The sequence below is a fragment of the Klebsiella pneumoniae subsp. pneumoniae HS11286 genome, assembly GCF_000240185.1.
In the GTDB taxonomy this organism is placed as follows: domain Bacteria; phylum Pseudomonadota; class Gammaproteobacteria; order Enterobacterales; family Enterobacteriaceae; genus Klebsiella; species Klebsiella pneumoniae.
Genome location: NC_016845.1, coordinates 4224480 through 4240897 on the forward strand (window position 1 = coordinate 4224480; position 16418 = coordinate 4240897).

General features: G+C 57.2%; 13 protein-coding genes. 4 read left to right on the top strand and 9 right to left on the bottom strand.

Translation table 11 applies throughout. The annotated features are described in order from the left end of the window. Positions 1-73 precede the first annotated feature (73 nt). Positions 74-247, bottom strand: a complete 174-nt coding sequence (locus tag KPHS_41950; protein ID YP_005228495.1) for a hypothetical protein — start codon at positions 245-247, stop codon at positions 74-76. Here KPHS_41950 and KPHS_41960 point away from each other — a divergent pair. Next, entirely contained in the window at positions 247-612 is a 366-nt protein-coding gene (locus KPHS_41960; RefSeq protein YP_005228496.1) for a putative 6-pyruvoyl tetrahydrobiopterin synthase, read from the top strand. The genes KPHS_41950 and KPHS_41960 overlap by 1 nt on opposite strands. 40 nt (positions 613-652) lie before the next feature. Here the strand turns inward: KPHS_41960 and KPHS_41970 are convergent, their stop codons facing one another. After that, entirely contained in the window at positions 653-1324 is a 672-nt protein-coding gene (locus KPHS_41970; protein YP_005228497.1) for a coenzyme PQQ synthesis protein, read from the bottom strand. 162 nt (positions 1325-1486) lie between these two features. Between KPHS_41970 and KPHS_41980 the strand changes: the two genes are divergently transcribed. Together KPHS_41980 and KPHS_41990 are read left to right on the top strand one after the other, a co-directional pair. Further along, positions 1487-1615 (top strand): hypothetical protein, encoded by a 129-nt coding sequence (locus KPHS_41980; protein YP_005228498.1) that lies wholly within the window; start codon positions 1487-1489, stop codon positions 1613-1615. A 183-nt stretch (positions 1616-1798) separates the two neighbouring features. Further along, entirely contained in the window at positions 1799-2908 is a 1110-nt protein-coding gene (locus tag KPHS_41990; protein YP_005228499.1) for a hemolysin F, read from the top strand. Between the two features lie 63 nt (positions 2909-2971). Here the strand turns inward: KPHS_41990 and KPHS_42000 are convergent, their stop codons facing one another. The 5 genes from KPHS_42000 to KPHS_42040 all read right to left on the bottom strand — a co-directional run bounded on the left by KPHS_42000 (position 2972) and on the right by KPHS_42040 (position 10836). Next, entirely contained in the window at positions 2972-4270 is a 1299-nt protein-coding gene (locus tag KPHS_42000; RefSeq protein YP_005228500.1) for a phosphopyruvate hydratase, read from the bottom strand. Positions 4271-4351: 81 nt separating this feature from the next. Then, on the bottom strand, positions 4352-5989 hold the full coding sequence (locus tag KPHS_42010; protein ID YP_005228501.1) for a CTP synthetase: 1638 nt from the start codon (positions 5987-5989) through the stop codon (positions 4352-4354). A gap of 280 nt (positions 5990-6269) precedes the next feature. Further along, entirely contained in the window at positions 6270-7061 is a 792-nt protein-coding gene (locus tag KPHS_42020; RefSeq protein ID YP_005228502.1) for a nucleoside triphosphate pyrophosphohydrolase, read from the bottom strand. A gap of 111 nt (positions 7062-7172) precedes the next feature. Further along, positions 7173-9410 (bottom strand): GDP/GTP pyrophosphokinase, encoded by a 2238-nt coding sequence (locus tag KPHS_42030; protein YP_005228503.1) that lies wholly within the window; start codon positions 9408-9410, stop codon positions 7173-7175. A 121-nt stretch (positions 9411-9531) separates the two neighbouring features. Next, positions 9532-10836 (bottom strand): 23S rRNA (uracil-5-)-methyltransferase RumA, encoded by a 1305-nt coding sequence (locus KPHS_42040; RefSeq protein YP_005228504.1) that lies wholly within the window; start codon positions 10834-10836, stop codon positions 9532-9534. 113 nt (positions 10837-10949) lie between these two features. Here KPHS_42040 and KPHS_42050 point away from each other — a divergent pair, with 113 nt between their 5' ends. Continuing rightward, positions 10950-13700, top strand: coding sequence for a hybrid sensory histidine kinase BarA (locus KPHS_42050; protein YP_005228505.1), 2751 nt, complete (start codon positions 10950-10952; stop codon positions 13698-13700). 157 nt (positions 13701-13857) lie between these two features. On the opposite strand, the gene KPHS_42060 is transcribed toward KPHS_42050, so the two are convergent. Together KPHS_42060 and KPHS_42070 are read right to left on the bottom strand one after the other, a co-directional pair. Continuing rightward, positions 13858-14997 (bottom strand): glycerate kinase, encoded by a 1140-nt coding sequence (locus tag KPHS_42060; RefSeq protein ID YP_005228506.1) that lies wholly within the window; start codon positions 14995-14997, stop codon positions 13858-13860. Between the two features lie 72 nt (positions 14998-15069). Continuing rightward, entirely contained in the window at positions 15070-16410 is a 1341-nt protein-coding gene (locus tag KPHS_42070) for a (D)-glucarate dehydratase 1 (protein YP_005228507.1), read from the bottom strand. Positions 16411-16418: the final 8 nt, after the last annotated feature.

Here is a 16418-nt window from a genome sequence, read left to right on the forward strand (position 1 = left end):
AAGGTTAACGGCGGGCATAGTAACAATTAAAGAAGGGATGGAAATAATAAATAACCAAATGGACTAACCTGTTTTAGTTGTAGTTATTAACAACAAAATCGATTAAATAAGCAATTGAAATATAAGAGATTAAATCAAATAAAGCAGATAAACATGTCCATTTTCTGTTCACGGCCGTTTTAGTTAATGCGAAAAAATGTACTTTCCGGTACCCTACGGCGGTTTTTTTCGTCCTGTTGAGAGTCAATGATGTCCACCACGCTGTTTAAAGATTTCACCTTCGAAGCCGCCCACCACCTGCCGCACGTCCCGGAAGGACACAAATGCGGTCGCCTGCATGGCCACTCCTTTATGGTGCGTCTGGAGATCACCGGTGAAGTCGATCCCCATACCGGGTGGATCATGGATTTTGCCGAGTTGAAGGCCGCCTTTAAGCCGACATACGATCGCCTCGACCACTATTATCTGAACGATATTCCTGGTCTGGAAAACCCCACCAGCGAAGTGCTGGCCAAATGGATCTGGGATGAGATGAAACCGCGGGTGCCGCTGCTGAGCGCCGTGATGGTCAAAGAGACCTGCACCGCCGGCTGCGTCTATCGCGGCGAGTAAGCGAAAAAAAGCCCGGTCAGTACGCTGCCGGGCTTTTTTATCAGGCAATATTCAGATACTTGTGCGTCTGCATAGACAGGCGCCAGTTGCGGGCGATGCAGGTGTCGATACACAGGCGCGTCGCATCTTCTTTCTGACTGATCGGCTGCAGGGCGATGATCCGCGGTTTGTCATCGCTCAGCGTTTCCAGCAGTTCGTCCAGCGCTTCTATGTCGCGGACGCGCCCTACCGGATGCTTGATCTCATCCGCCCGCTGCAGGGCCTGAGACAGCACGTCATAGCCACCGCGCATGTTGACCTTCGGGGAAACCGTCACCCAGGTATTGGGGCTGCAGCGTACTTCATGGGTGCCGCTGGTTTCAATCTGACAGCTAAAGCCGTTTTGTTCCAGAAGCGAGGTTAACGGCGTTAAATCATGAATGCAGGGCTCACCGCCGGTAATGACCACGTGGCGGGCAGTCCACCCCTGCCGCCCAATAATCGCCAGCAGATCCTCGCTGCTTGCCGGGCCCCACTTGTCGCTCTCTTTGGTTTTCGCCAGGATGCTGAACAACGACACTTCCCGATCGGCCAGCTTGTCCCAGGTATGCTTGGTGTCACACCACGCGCATCCTACCGGGCATCCCTGCAGACGAATAAAGATGGCAGGCACGCCGGTGAAGTAACCCTCGCCTTGCAGGGTCTGGAACATCTCGTTAATCGGGTACTGCATAGTCATCTCTGTTTAGGGTGATAAACGTTCATTATCGCAGATTTCGCTGCCCAGGTCTTGTCCTGCGCTGCGATCGCTTTTTTACCCCTCCGTCAATATCCGTGTCGGGAATAATATTATTGATTAAAAAGGCAATCTTTTCTTTTGGCTTAGTTTATTAGCATGATAAGAATTAAAATAAATAGCATTCTGACGCGCGGGGGGAAATATGTAACAAAAAATGTTATTCCTGTCATTCAGGATAAAATAAAAGGTCCAAGAACCAAAATAAAAAACCTTAAAATACAGTAACGTACAAACTGATACATGAAAGAGTGAATTATCTGGCCGATCTGCGAGTCCAATTCTATCCCCCGGTAATAATAACCTTAAACTGGTCTTAATAAAGCCCTGACCGGGCCCCTTTTTTATTTAATTGTCGTTTACTTTTGCCCGCCTAGAATCCCGCAGACCAACCATAATGAGATAGCGTTTATGACCACATTATTAATTACCGGCGTTACGGGGTTTCTGGGCGGTGCCGCGTTAGAGAAAATACTCCATCAGGAAACCCGGTTAGATCTGCTGCTGCTGGTACGTGCTGATAGCCCCGAGGCTGGCCTCGAACGGGTTAAAGAGAACATGCGTAAGTTCAACATCGCCGAGGAGAAGCTGGCGATGTTGCGCCAGCAGCATATCCTGCTGGGCGATCTCGCCTCTTCGGAGCATTTTCTTAACGATCCGCGCCTTGAGCAGGTCACCCATGTCCTCAACTGCGCCGCTGTCGCCTCATTTGGCAGCAACCCGCTTATCTGGAAGGTTAACGTTGAGGGCACGCTGCGCCTGGCGCAACGTATGGCGCAGGTGACGGGTCTGCAGCGCTTTCTGCACGTCGGTACGGCGATGTCATGTTCGCCTGAACCGGATTCACTGGTCGCCGAAAGCGCGGAGTTTCGGGAACGCGCTGAGCACCTGGTGGAATATACCCACTCGAAGTCGACCATCGAGCAGCTGATGCAGCAGCAGTGCCCTACGCTACCGCTGGTAATTGCCCGCCCCTCTATCGTGGTGGGTCATACCCATCACGGCTGCCGGCCTTCCAGCAGTATTTTCTGGGTGTTCAGCATGGGGCTGATGCTGCAGAAATTCATGTGCTCCATGGAGGACCGAATTGACGTTATCCCGGTGGACTACTGCGCCGACGCCCTGCTAATGCTGCTTAACCAGCCTCTGGCTCACGGCGAGGTGGTGCATATCTCTGCTGGCGAAGAGAACAGCGTGAAGTTTGCCGAAATCGACCGGGCGATGGCTCAGGCCCTGGAGCAGGCGCCGGTGGGGGATAAGTACGCCCAGGTGAGCTATGAAACGCTGGTCAAAATGAGACGCGAACTGAAAGGGATATTTGGGCCATGCAATGAGCGGCTGATGCTGAAAGCCATGCGCTTATACGGCGCATTCGCCACACTGAACGTGCGCTTTAGTAACGACAAGCTGCTGAGCATGGGGATGCCAAAACCGCCGCGCTTTACCGATTACATCGACCGCTGCGTGGAAACCACCCGCGGGTTGTCGATCCCTCAGCAAATGGCCGTCGACTTTAAATAATGGCCGCAGGCGTAAAAAAAATGCCAGCCCGAAGGCTGGCATGATTATTTCACAAGGACAGGATTAAGCCTGACCTTTGATCTCTTTACGACCGTTGAACGGCGCTTGCTCACCCAGCGCTTCTTCGATACGAATCAGCTGGTTGTATTTAGCAACGCGGTCAGAACGGCTCATAGAACCAGTTTTGATCTGGCCTGCAGCGGTACCAACAGCCAGGTCGGCAATGGTAGCGTCTTCAGTTTCGCCAGAACGGTGAGAGATAACAGCGGTGTAGCCAGCGTCTTTCGCCATCTTGATAGCAGCCAGAGTTTCGGTCAGAGAACCGATCTGGTTGAACTTGATCAGGATGGAGTTAGCGATGCCTTTTTCGATGCCTTCTTTCAGGATCTTGGTGTTGGTTACGAACAGGTCGTCACCAACCAGCTGGATTTTGTCGCCCAGTACTTTGGTCTGGTAAGCGAAACCTTCCCAGTCAGATTCGTCCAGACCATCTTCGATGGAGACGATCGGGTACTGTTTGGTCAGCTCTTCCAGGAAGTGAGTGAACTCTTCAGAGGTGAATGCTTTGTTGCCTTCGCCAGCCAGAACGTATTTACCGTCTTTGTAGAATTCAGACGCCGCGCAGTCCATCGCCAGGGTGATGTCTTTGCCCAGCTCGTAGCCTGCAGCTTTAACCGCTTCAGCGATAACAGCCAGCGCTTCGGCGTTGGAACCCAGGTTCGGCGCGTAGCCGCCTTCGTCACCAACGGCAGTGTTCATGCCTTTGGACTTCAGCACTTTCGCCAGGTGATGGAACACTTCAGAACCCATGCGTACTGCTTCTTTCAGGGTCGGCGCGCCAACCGGCTGAATCATGAATTCCTGGATGTCGACGTTGTTGTCAGCGTGCTCACCGCCGTTGATGATGTTCATCATCGGAACCGGCATGGAGTATTTGCCCGGAGTGCCGTTCAGTTCAGCGATGTGCGCGTACAGCGGCAGGCCTTTGGACGCAGCAGCTGCTTTGGCGTTCGCCAGAGAAACGGCCAGGATAGCGTTCGCACCGAAGTTAGATTTGTTTTCAGTACCGTCCAGGTCGATCATGATCTTGTCGATGCCAGCCTGATCTTTAGCATCTTTGCCCAGGATTGCCTGAGCGATCGGGCCGTTTACCGCAGCAACAGCTTTGGTTACGCCTTTACCCAGGAAACGGGATTTGTCGCCATCGCGCAGTTCCAGCGCTTCGCGGGAACCAGTAGAAGCACCTGACGGAGCAGCTGCCATACCGACGAAACCACCTTCCAGGTGTACTTCGGCTTCAACAGTCGGGTTACCACGGGAGTCGATGATTTCACGACCGATGACTTTAACGATTTTGGACATTAGGTTTTCCTCAGTACAAGTTAAACTAAAACTCCAGACAAACAATGCACCCGGATGGGTGCATTGCCGTTCAAACTCTTTTTACTTCGCCTGGCGTTTCTGGTACTCGCTCGCGGCTTTCACAAAGCCGGCAAACAGCGGGTGTCCATCACGCGGCGTCGAAGTAAACTCCGGGTGGAACTGGCAGGCCACAAACCACGGATGGTTCGGCACTTCGATGATCTCGACCAACTGATCATCCCCGGAACGGCCCGCAACGCGCAGACCGGCAGCTTCAATCGATTTCAACAACATGTTGTTGACTTCGTAGCGGTGACGATGACGCTCGGTGATGGTCGGCTCGCCGTAAAGCTGGCGTACCAGAGAATCATCACTCAGCTGGCACTGCTGCGCGCCCAGGCGCATGGTGCCGCCCAGATCGCTCTTCTCAGAGCGGACTTCAACGTTGCCATCTTCGTCACGCCATTCGGTAATCAGGGCCACGACCGGGTATTTACAGTCTGGCACAAATTCCGTCGAGTTGGCGTTTTCCATACCCGCTACGTTACGCGCGAACTCAATCAGCGCAACCTGCATACCCAGGCAGATGCCCAGATAAGGAATATTGTTTTCACGCGCATAGCGCGCGGTGGCGATCTTGCCTTCAACGCCGCGGTAGCCGAAGCCGCCCGGGATCAGGATAGCGTCTAAATCCTTGAGGATTTCGACGCCGCGCGTTTCCACATCCTGCGAATCGATCAGCTTGATGTTGACGGTAACGCGATTTTTCAGACCGCCGTGTTTCAGCGCTTCAATCACCGACTTGTAGGCATCCGGCAGTTCAATGTACTTACCGACCATACCGATGGTGACTTCGCCTGCCGGATTAGCTTCTTCATAGATTACCTGTTCCCATTCGGCCAGGTTTGCTTCCGGACAAGTTAAGCTGAATCGTTTACAAATATAATCGTCCAGCCCCTGAGATTTCAACAGGCCCGGAATTTTATAAATGGAATCGACATCTTTCAGAGAAATCACAGCCTTTTCCGGAACGTTACAGAACAAAGCAATTTTGGCTCGTTCGTTGGCCGGAACCGCGCGATCGGAGCGGCAGATCAGAATATCAGGCTGAATACCGATGGAGAGCAGCTCTTTCACGGAGTGCTGGGTCGGCTTGGTTTTGACTTCGCCCGCGGCGGCCATGTACGGCACCAGAGTCAGGTGCATGAACAGGGTATGCTCGCGGCCGATCTCTACCGCCATCTGACGAATCGCTTCGAGGAACGGCAGGGATTCGATATCGCCTACGGTACCGCCGATTTCCACCAGCACGACGTCATGGCCTTCGCCGCCCGCCAGTACGCGCTCTTTGATAGCGTTGGTGATGTGCGGGATAACCTGAACGGTCGCGCCCAGGTAGTCGCCACGGCGCTCTTTGCGCAGCACGTCGGAGTAGATACGGCCGGTGGTGAAGTTATTGCGGCGCGTCATCTTGGTGCGGATAAAACGCTCATAGTGGCCCAGGTCCAGATCGGTTTCTGCGCCGTCTTCAGTAACGAACACTTCCCCATGCTGGATTGGGCTCATGGTGCCCGGATCGACGTTGATATACGGATCCAGTTTCATGATGGTCACGTTGAGACCACGGGCTTCAAGAATGGCTGCCAGGGAGGCTGCGGCAATGCCTTTACCCAGAGAGGATACGACCCCGCCGGTCACAAAAATATAGTTCGTTGTCATGCTGAACCTGAGAAGTTAGGGTAAAACGATGGAATAACCAGGACGGGAAAGTAGTATACCCGAACATGCGTGACGCCACAAACTTTCATTCTTCCCCTCCCCTTCGTTCTTCAAGTTGCACCTGTGTTGCGACTCGAACAACTCGAAGAGGCAGGCTACATGGTGTTTCAACGACATAACGGAAAGAGAAAATAGACGCTTTTGGCGAAATGTTTTTGACGTAAATCAAGCGCTTGTTATTTATAAAATCACACAAATCGCGCTTGATCACGAAAATCCGTTAGAGATCAGTTTCCTGGCGTTTTACTTCCTGCCACACTTCTTCCATGGTATCGAGGTCGACGCCGGTCATTTCCAGGCCTCGGGCGGCGACAATACGCTCGACCTCGCGGAAGCGACGCTCAAATTTGAGGTTTGCTTTCTGCAGCGCCACCTCGGCTTTGACGCCCAAATGACGGGATAAGTTCACCGTGGCAAACAGCAGATCGCCCACTTCCTCTTCCAGTTTTGCTTCATCCACCACCGCCTGCTGCGCTTCATGCATCACTTCATCAATTTCTTCATGCACTTTGTCGAGCACCGGGCCCAGCGAGGTCCAGTCGAAACCCACTGCCGAGCAGCGGCGCTGGATTTTATGCGCGCGCATCAGCGCCGGCAGGCTATGGGGAATATCGTCCAGTGCCGAATGCTGGGCTTTTTCCGCCCGCTCCGCGCTTTTGATTTGCTCCCAGCGGGCCAGGACTTCCGTGCTATTGCCCGCCGATGCCTCGCCGAAGATATGCGGGTGGCGACGCTCCAGCTTGTCGCTGATGGCGGCGCAGATATCGTCAAAGTTAAAGCGTCCCTCTTCCTGCGCCATTTGCGCATAGAACACCACCTGGAACAGCAGATCGCCCAGTTCACCGCGCAGATCGTCAAAATCTTCCCGCTGGATAGCATCGAGGACCTCGTAGGTCTCCTCAAGGGTGTAAGGGGCGATAGTGGCAAAGGTCTGCTCTTTATCCCATGGGCAGCCGTTTTCCGGGTCGCGCAGGCGGCGCATGATGCCGAGCAAGCGGTCAATTTGAGTCATGTGACAATCCTGGAAATTTAAAAAATAGTCGGCCGGATAAGGCGTTTAGACCTTATCCGACGTTGCGAAATTGCCGGATGGCGGCTTCGCCTTATCCGGCCTACAGACGAATTAACCGCCGTGTAGACGGCGCGCGTCGATCACATCCGGCACCTGGTTGAGCTTACCGAGCACCCGGCCCAGCACCTGCAGGTTGTAAATCTCGATGGTCATATCGATGGTTGCCAGCTGCTGACGGGTATCGCTGCGGCTGGCGACGCCCAGCACATTCACCTTCTCATTGGCGAGGATGGTAGTGATATCGCGCAGTAAACCGCTGCGATCGTTCGCCTCCACTCTGACCACCAGCGAGTAGCCCGCCGAGTAGCTTTCGCCCCATACCGCATCGACGATGCGCTCCGGGGCATGCGACTGCAGTTCAGCCAGCTGATCGCAGTCCGCGCGATGCACGGAGATCCCGCGCCCCTGGGTGATAAAGCCGACGATCTCGTCGCCCGGGATTGGCTGGCAGCAGCGGGCAATATGGTGCATCAGGTTGCCTACCCCTTCCACCACTACCCGGCCATTGTCCTTGGTGCGATTTTGCGGCGTGTAGGTTTTCTGCTGCAGTTGCTTCAGCGCGGCCGCATCCTGCTCGGCGGCGCTAGGTTTATTGAACTGCGCCTGCAGGAAGTTGACCATCTGGTTGAGACGGATATCGCCACCGCCGATGGCGGCCAGCAGTTCATCGAGCTCGTTGAAGTTATAGCGCGGCAGCAGGTGCTTTTCCGCATCCTTCAGGCTGATGCCCAAATGCTCCAGCTCGTCGTCGAGGATCTGCCGACCGGCGAGAATGTTCTTGTCGCGATCCTGCTTACGGAACCAGGCGTGGATCTTCGAACGTCCGCGGCTGGTGGTCACATAGCCGAGGTTAGGGTTCAGCCAGTCACGGCTCGGGTTCGGCTGCTTCTGGGTAATAATTTCGATCTGATCGCCCATCTGCAGCTGGTAGGTGAATGGCACGATGCGGCCGCCAATTTTGGCGCCGATGCAGCGATGGCCGACATCGCTGTGAATATGATAGGCAAAGTCGAGCGGCGTCGACCCCGCAGGCAGGTCCACCACGTCGCCTTTCGGCGTAAAGACATACACCCGGTCGTCGAAGACCTGGCTGCGCACTTCATCGAGCATCTCGCCGGAGTCGGCCATCTCTTCCTGCCAGGCAATCAGCTTACGCAGCCAGGCGATACGGTCTTCATAGCCGCGGCCGCCGCTGGTGCCGGCTCCCGCGCCCTCTTTGTACTTCCAGTGCGCGGCCACGCCCAGCTCGGCGTCTTCATGCATCTGCCGGGTGCGGATCTGAATCTCCACCGTCTTGCCGCTCGGCCCCAGCACCACGGTATGAATAGACTGGTAACCGTTGGGTTTCGGGTTGGCCACGTAGTCGTCGAATTCATCCGGCAGATGGCGGTAGTGAGTATGGACGATCCCCAGCGCGGCATAGCAATCCTGCAAACGCTCAGCCACAATACGCACCGCGCGAACGTCAAACAGCTCGTCGAAAGCGAGGTGTTTTTTCTGCATTTTGCGCCAGATACTGTAGATATGCTTCGGCCGGCCATAGACTTCCGCCTTGACGCCTTCGGCTTTCATCTCTGAGCGCAGGTGGCCGACAAACTCTTCGATGTAATGCTCGCGGTCGATACGGCGCTCGTGGAGCAGTTTGGCAATGCGCTTGTATTCCGCCGGATGCAGATAGCGGAAGCAGTAATCTTCCAGCTCCCACTTCAGCTGGCCGATACCTAAGCGGTTCGCCAGGGGAGCATAGATATTGGTGCACTCTTTCGCCGCAAGAACGCGCTCATCTTCCGGCGCGTCCTTGACCTCGCGCAGATGCGCGATCCGCTCAGCAAGTTTGATGACCACGCAGCGGAAATCGTCAACCATCGCCAGCAGCATACGGCGAATGTTATCCACCTGCTCGGAAGAGACCGAGTCGGTATGGGTAGCCTTCAGCTGGCGGATAGCGGCCATGTCCCGCACCCCGTGAATCAGGGTCACGACCGATTTACCTACGCTCTCCTGCATCACCTCTTCGCTGACAACTTCGCCGTCGGCCAGCGGGAACAGCAGCGCCGCGCGCAGCGTATCGATGTCCATACTTAGGGTGGAGAGGATCTCCACCATTTCGACGCCCCGCCACAGCAGCAGGTCCGCCTGCGGGTGTCCTTGCGTTTTTTCGCGACAATAATCCCAGGTTTCGGCTAAGCGCTCACACGACTGCTGGCTGGAAATTCCCAGACTCGCGATCCATTTCTTCGGGTCAAATTCACCAGCTTTATTAAGATGTGCACTTCTTACCGCAACCATTGTCCTCTCCTTAAGGGACCGGCCTGCCGAAGTCGGCAAGCCTCAACTTTCTACATGTCATCCTGCAGGTCGCGTCAGCATTCATGGCCAGGGTGGCTCTTCTGCGACGTTGTGAATGACCTTATGTAAGCCTGCGCTCAAACAACACCATTGATTCCAGATGGCCGGTATGCGGGAACATATCCAGCATCGCCAGGCGTTGAATCTGATATCCAGCCTGCAACAGGGTTTCGCTGTCTCGCGCCAGCGTCGCCGGGTTGCAGGAAACATACACCACCCGCCGCGGTGCCAGTTTTATTATATGCGGCATCACGCCCGGCGCGCCGGCGCGGGCCGGGTCCAGCAGCACTTTATCAAAGCCGTGCTTCGCCCAGGCCTGACGGGTGACGTCTTCTTCCAGATTTTCATGGAAGAAAGTGACATTTGATAAACCATTGCGGGCGGCGTTTTCCCGCCCCTTCTCCACCAGCGCCGGCACCCCTTCCACGCCCACCACATGGGCGGCGCGTGTCGCCAGCGGCAGGGTAAAGTTGCCCATCCCGCAGAATAGATCCAGCACCCGGTCCTCTGGCCGCAGATCCAGCCACTCCAGTGCGGTACGCACCATCTGCTGATTTACGCCGTCGTTGACCTGGATAAAATCCCGCGGGCTGAACACTAAGCGTAGTCCGTCTGAGGTATACCATGGCGCTTCGCCATGAATATGCTCCAGTATCTCGCTTTGTGGCGCGAGGTACAGGGAAAGACCGTGAGTTTGCGAAAAGCGTTCCAGTTTTTCCCTGTCTGTCGCCGGCAGGGCTGCGGTATGGCGCAGCACCATCAGCGGGCCATTGTCCGCCTGCACCAGCTCGACGTGGCCGAGATGGCGTAATGCGCTCAGCGCGCTTAAGCACTCGCGCACAGCGGGCAGCAATGCCTCAAGTTGGGGCACCAAAACAGGGCACTGCACCACATCGACGATCGCTTTGGCGTTGGCCTGGCGAAAACCCATCTGCAATTGTTGGGTCTTCGGCTGATAATTCAAGCTCAAGCGTGCGCGACGGCGGTAGCCCCACGGCGCGCCGGCGATGACGTCATCTACCTCGCGCTTCATCAGTCGCCCCAGCGCGGCGCGTTTACTTTGCTGCTGAAGCGGAACGCTGGCATGTTGTTGTTGGCATCCGCCGCAGACGCCAAAATGGGGGCAGCGCGGCGCCTGGCGCTGCGGGCTGTCGGTCAGTCGGCGTTTCACCTCGGCGCGGGCGTACTGTTTTTTATCTTCCACCAGCGCCACCTCGGCCTGCTCGTGGGGCAGCACGCCGCTCACGAACAGCGCCTTCCCCTGGTGGCGGGCAACACCCTGACCAAAGGGATCGAGGTCGTTGACTGTAACGGTTATGATCTGGCGCGTCGTCACACGCCGTTTTGCAGAGTAGAATTGCGCCATCGTAGAGAGTTGTCTCAATCAAATAAAACGAGCTCGTTCAGAGCGGCAGCGCCGCGAGGCGCAGCGACGCTGCACAGAACGATGATGTCTATATTCTCCCATAATGGAACCGCATGACCAACTACAGCCTGCGTGCTCGCATGATGATTCTGATTCTGGCGCCAACCGTCCTGATAGGACTGTTGCTCAGTATTTTCTTTGTCGCTCATCGTTATAACGACCTGCAACGCCAGCTGGAGGACGCTGGCGCCAGTATTATCGAACCGCTGGCGGTCTCCAGCGAATATGGCATGAACTTGCAAAACCGCGAATCCATCGGCCAGCTGATCAGCGTTCTGCATCGTCGCCACTCGGAGATCGTGCGGGCCATCTCGGTGTACGATTCGCATAACCGCTTATTTGTCACCTCCAATTACCAGCTCAATCCCAGCGAACTGCAGATCCCGAAAGGCGAGGCATTCCCCCGTCACCTCAGCGTCATCCGCGATGGCGACATGATGATCCTGCGCACGCCTATTGTCTCGGAAAGCTATTCTCCGGATGAATCACCCGAATCTGACGCTAAAATGCCGGGCAATATGCTGGGCTACGTCGCCCTGGAGCTGGATCTAAAATCGGTTCGCCTCCAGCAGTACAAAGAGATTTTTATCTCCAGCGTAATGATGCTGTTCTGTATCGGCATCGCGTTAATCTTCGGCTGGAGGCTGATGCGCGACGTCACCGGGCCAATCCGCAATATGGTTAACACTGTCGACCGCATCCGCCGCGGACAGCTGGACAGCCGGGTCGAAGGCTTTATGCTCGGCGAACTGGATATGCTGAAAAATGGCATTAACTCGATGGCCATGTCGCTGGCGGCATACCACGAAGAGATGCAACACAACGTCGACCAGGCGACCTCCGATCTACGGGAAACGCTTGAGCAGATGGAGATCCAGAACGTCGAGCTGGACCTGGCGAAAAAGCGCGCCCAGGAGGCGGCGCGCATTAAGTCTGAGTTCCTGGCCAATATGTCTCACGAGCTGCGCACTCCGCTCAATGGGGTGATCGGCTTTACCCGCCTGACGCTGAAAACCGATCTCAACGCTACGCAGCGCGACCACCTGACCACCATCGAACGTTCGGCCAACAATCTGCTGGCGATCATCAATGACGTGCTCGACTTTTCCAAGCTGGAAGCCGGGAAGCTGATCCTGGAGAGTATTCCGTTCCTGCTGCGCACTTCGCTTGATGAAGTGGTCACCCTGCTGGCGCATTCCGCGCACGATAAAGGGCTGGAGCTGACGCTGAATATTAAGAACAATGTACCGGACAACGTTATCGGCGACCCGCTGCGTCTGCAGCAGATTGTGACCAACCTCGTGGGCAACGCCATCAAATTTACCGAGCACGGCAATATCGACGTACTGGTGGAGCAGCGGGCCATCAGTAATTCCCGGGTACAGATCGAAATTCAGATCCACGATACCGGCATCGGCATCCCCGAGCGCGACCAGTCCCGGCTATTCCAGGCCTTCCGTCAGGCCGATGCCAGTATTTCACGCCGCCACGGCGGCACCGGGCTCGGGCTGGTGATCACTCAGCGTCTGGTCAAAGAGATGGGCGGGGATATTTCGTTCCACAGCCAGCCGAACCGCGGCTCCACCTTCTGGTTCCATATCAGCCTCGATCTCAACCCGAACGCCATTCCGGATACGCTGAACACCGACGGGCTTGTCGGCAAACGTCTGGCCTATGTGGAAGCCAACGCGACGGCGGCGCAGTGTACCCTGGAGATGCTGGCCGCTACGCCGCTGGAGGTTATCTACAGCCCTACCTTCTCCTCGCTGGCGGAAGCGCAGTATGACATTCTGCTGGTCGGTATCCCGGTTTCAATGCGCGATTTGTCGCCGCATCGGGAAAAATTAGCCAAAGCCTGCGCGATGTCCGATAACGTACTGCTGGCCCTGCCGTGCCATGCCCAGGTCAGCGCCGAAGCCCTGAAGCGCGACGGCGTTGCCGCCTGCCTGTTAAAGCCGCTCACCACCACCCGTCTGCTACCGGCGCTGGTGGCTACCAGCCACGCGCTTGCCTCCGCGCCGCTGATGCAGATCGACAGTCATAAGTTGCCAATGACGGTAATGGCCGTCGACGACAACCCGGCTAACCTGAAGCTGATTGGCGCCCTGCTGGATGATCTTGTGCAGCAGGTGATCCTCTGCGACAGCGGCCAGCAGGCGGTGGACAAGGCCAAGCAGCTGCAGATGGATCTGATCCTGATGGATATTCAGATGCCGGATATGGACGGCATCCGCGCCTGTGAGCTTATCCATCACCTGTCCCATCATCAGCAAACCCCGGTTATTGCGGTCACCGCGCACGCCCTGGAGGGCCAGCGTGAGAAATTACTGAGCGCCGGCATGAACGACTATCTGGCGAAGCCAATCGAAGAAGAGAAACTGCACGCACTGCTGTTGCGCTATCAGCCCGGCCTGCACAGCGTCGTTCCGGCGTCGCTACCGCCCGCAGAGCCGATCGTCGATCATAATCAAACGCTCGACTGGCAACTGGCGCTGCGCCAGGCGGCCATGAAGCCGGACCTGGCGCGGGAGATGCTGCAAATGCTGATCGCCTTTATGCCGGAGGTGCGTAACAAAGTTGAGGAGCAGCTGGTGGGCGAGCAGCCGGAAGGGCTGGTGGATCTGATCCATAAACTGCACGGCAGCTGCAGCTATAGCGGCGTGCCGCGGCTGAAAAAGCTGTGCCATACCCTGGAAAGTCAGCTGCGGGCAGGCACCGCCGCCGAGGATCTGGAGCCGGAGCTGCTTGAGCTGTTAGATGAGATGGATAATGTGGCCCGCGAAGCGTGCCGGATGGGGGTGTAAACCCCGGATAGCGGCGCTACGCGCCTCATCCGGCCTACGCCCTACGGTCCGGTATTCGGTTGGTAGCCCCGGTAAGCGTAAGCGCCACCGGGGATGGTTCCCGGATCGCGGTGCTACGCACCTTATCCGGACTACAAATACCACTGCGCCAGCCGGGTTACCGCCTGTCGCCCATCTGCAAAACCGCGGCTACGTTACGCGCCGTCATTCGCAGGTTGGCGGCGGCATTGGCCAACGCTTCATCAAGGGTACAGATGGTATACAACACGCTGAATACCGCATCCAGCCCGTGCTGATGCACGACGCCAACATCGGCGGTAAGACTGCCGGCAATCCCGATCACCGGGACGTTAAAACGCTTCGCCACCCTCGCCACCCCCACCGGCACTTTGCCGTGGATCGTCTGGCTATCGATACGCCCTTCGCCGGTGATCACTAAATCGGCATCCGCCACCCGCTCAGCCAGCTGTAGCGCATCGGTGACAATCTCAATGCCCGGACGCAACTGAGCACCACAGAACGCATACAGCGCCGCACCCATGCCGCCCGCCGCGCCGCCGCCCTCAAGGCTCAGCACGTCGATATCTAAATCGCGGGCGATAATCCGGGCATAGTGCCGTAGGCCGCTATCGAGCCGGTCGATCATCTGCGCCGTCGCCCCTTTTTGCGGGCCGAACACCGCGCTGGCGCCCTGCGGGCCGGTCAACGGGTTGGTGACGTCGCAGGCAACGTCAATCCGGCAATCTGCCAGCCGCGAATCGAGTTCGCTGAGATCGATTCGCGCCAGCGTCTCCAGCGCGCCGCCCCCGGAGGCAATTTGCTGGCCCTCGGCGGTCAGCAGTTTCGCCCCCAGCGCCTGCGCCATCCCGGCGCCGCCGTCATTGGTCGCACTGCCGCCAATACCAATAATGATCTGTCTTACCCCGGCGTCCAGCGCATGGCGGATAAGCTCCCCGGTACCCCAGGAAGTGGTCAGCAGCGGGTTACGCTGCGCCGGCGGGACGCTCTCCAGGCCGCTGGCCGCCGCCATTTCGATAAAGGCGCACTGGCGATCGCCGGACAGCCCGTAAAATGCCTCAACCGGCTCGCCCAGCGGCCCGGTGACCGTCAGCGGAACCAGAAGCCCGCCGGTCGCCGCCACCATGGCTTCCACCGTCCCTTCCCCACCATCGGCAACCGGCAGCTTGACGTACTCGGCGTCAGGATAAATCTCGCGAAAGCCTTGCTCTATCGCACTGGCCACTTCCAGCGCGCTCAGGCTCTCCTTCCAGGAATCCGGTGCGATCACTATTTTCATCTGCTGTCCTTACTCTGAGCCAACCCCTGGCGCTGTCGCGCAATGCCGGCCCCCGCAGAGGCCGGCGGACTTTTAGCGCACCATGCATGGACGCTTGTTGTCAAAGGTCCAGCCCGGGATCAGATACTGCATCGCCATCGCATCGTCGCGGGCGCCAAGACCATGTTTCTTATATAGCTCATTTGCCTGCATCACGCGGTCCATATCCAGCTCAACCCCCAGGCCCGGGGTACTCGGTACCTGCACCATGCCGCCTTTGATTTCAAAAGGTTGTTTGGTCAGACGCTGGTTGCCCTCCTGCCAGATCCAGTGGGTATCGATAGCGGTGATCTTGCCCGGCGCCGCTGCCGCGACGTGGGTGAACATCGCCAGCGACACGTCGAAGTGATTATTAGAGTGCGAACCCCAGGTCAGGCCGAACTCATGGCACATCTGCGCCACACGCACCGACCCCTGCATGGTCCAGAAGTGCGGGTCCGCCAGCGGGATATCCACCGATTGTAGCGACAGCGTATGGCCCATCTGCCGCCAGTCGGTGGCGATCATATTGGTGGCGGTCGGCAGGCCCGTCGCGCGGCGGAACTCGGCCATCACTTCGCGGCCGGAGAAGCCCTGTTCGGCGCCGCACGGATCTTCCGCATAGGCCAGCACGCCCTTCAGCTGTTTACCAATCTGAATGGCCTCCTCAAGCAGCCAGGCGCCATTCGGGTCGAGAGTGACGCGAGCATTCGGGAAGCGCTTCGCCAGGGCGCTGATCGCTTCGGCTTCTTCAAAACCGGCCAGCACGCCGCCCTTCAGCTTAAAGTCGTTGAAACCATATTTTTCATACGCCGCTTCCGCCAGGCGGACCACCGCATCCGGCGTCATCGCCTCTTCATGGCGCAGGCGATACCACTCGCACTGCTCATCCGGCTGGCTCTGATAGGCCAGCGGCGTCGCATGGCGATTACCGACAAAGAACAGATAGCCCAGCATTTCGACTTCGCTGCGCTGCTGGCCATCGCCTAGCAGCGAGGCGACGTTGACCCCAAGGTGCTGGCCCAGCAGATCCAGCAGTGCCGCTTCGATGCCGGTCACCACGTGAATGGTGGTGCGCAGGTCAAAGGTCTGCAGGCCGCGGCCCCCGGCGTCGCGGTCGGCAAACTGATTGCGCACCGCGCCCAGCACGTTTTTATACTCGCCCAGCGTTTTGCCCACCACCAGCGGAATGGCATCCTCCAGGGTCTGGCGAATTTTTTCACCGCCCGGGATTTCACCGACGCCGGTATGGCCGGCGTTATCTTTGATAATTACGATATTGCGGGTGAAGTACGGGGCGTGCGCGCCGCTCAGGTTCATCAGCATGCTGTCATGGCCGGCAACCGGGATCACCTGCATGGTGGTGACAACGGGCGTTGAAGAGAAAGTCGTCATAGCATCAT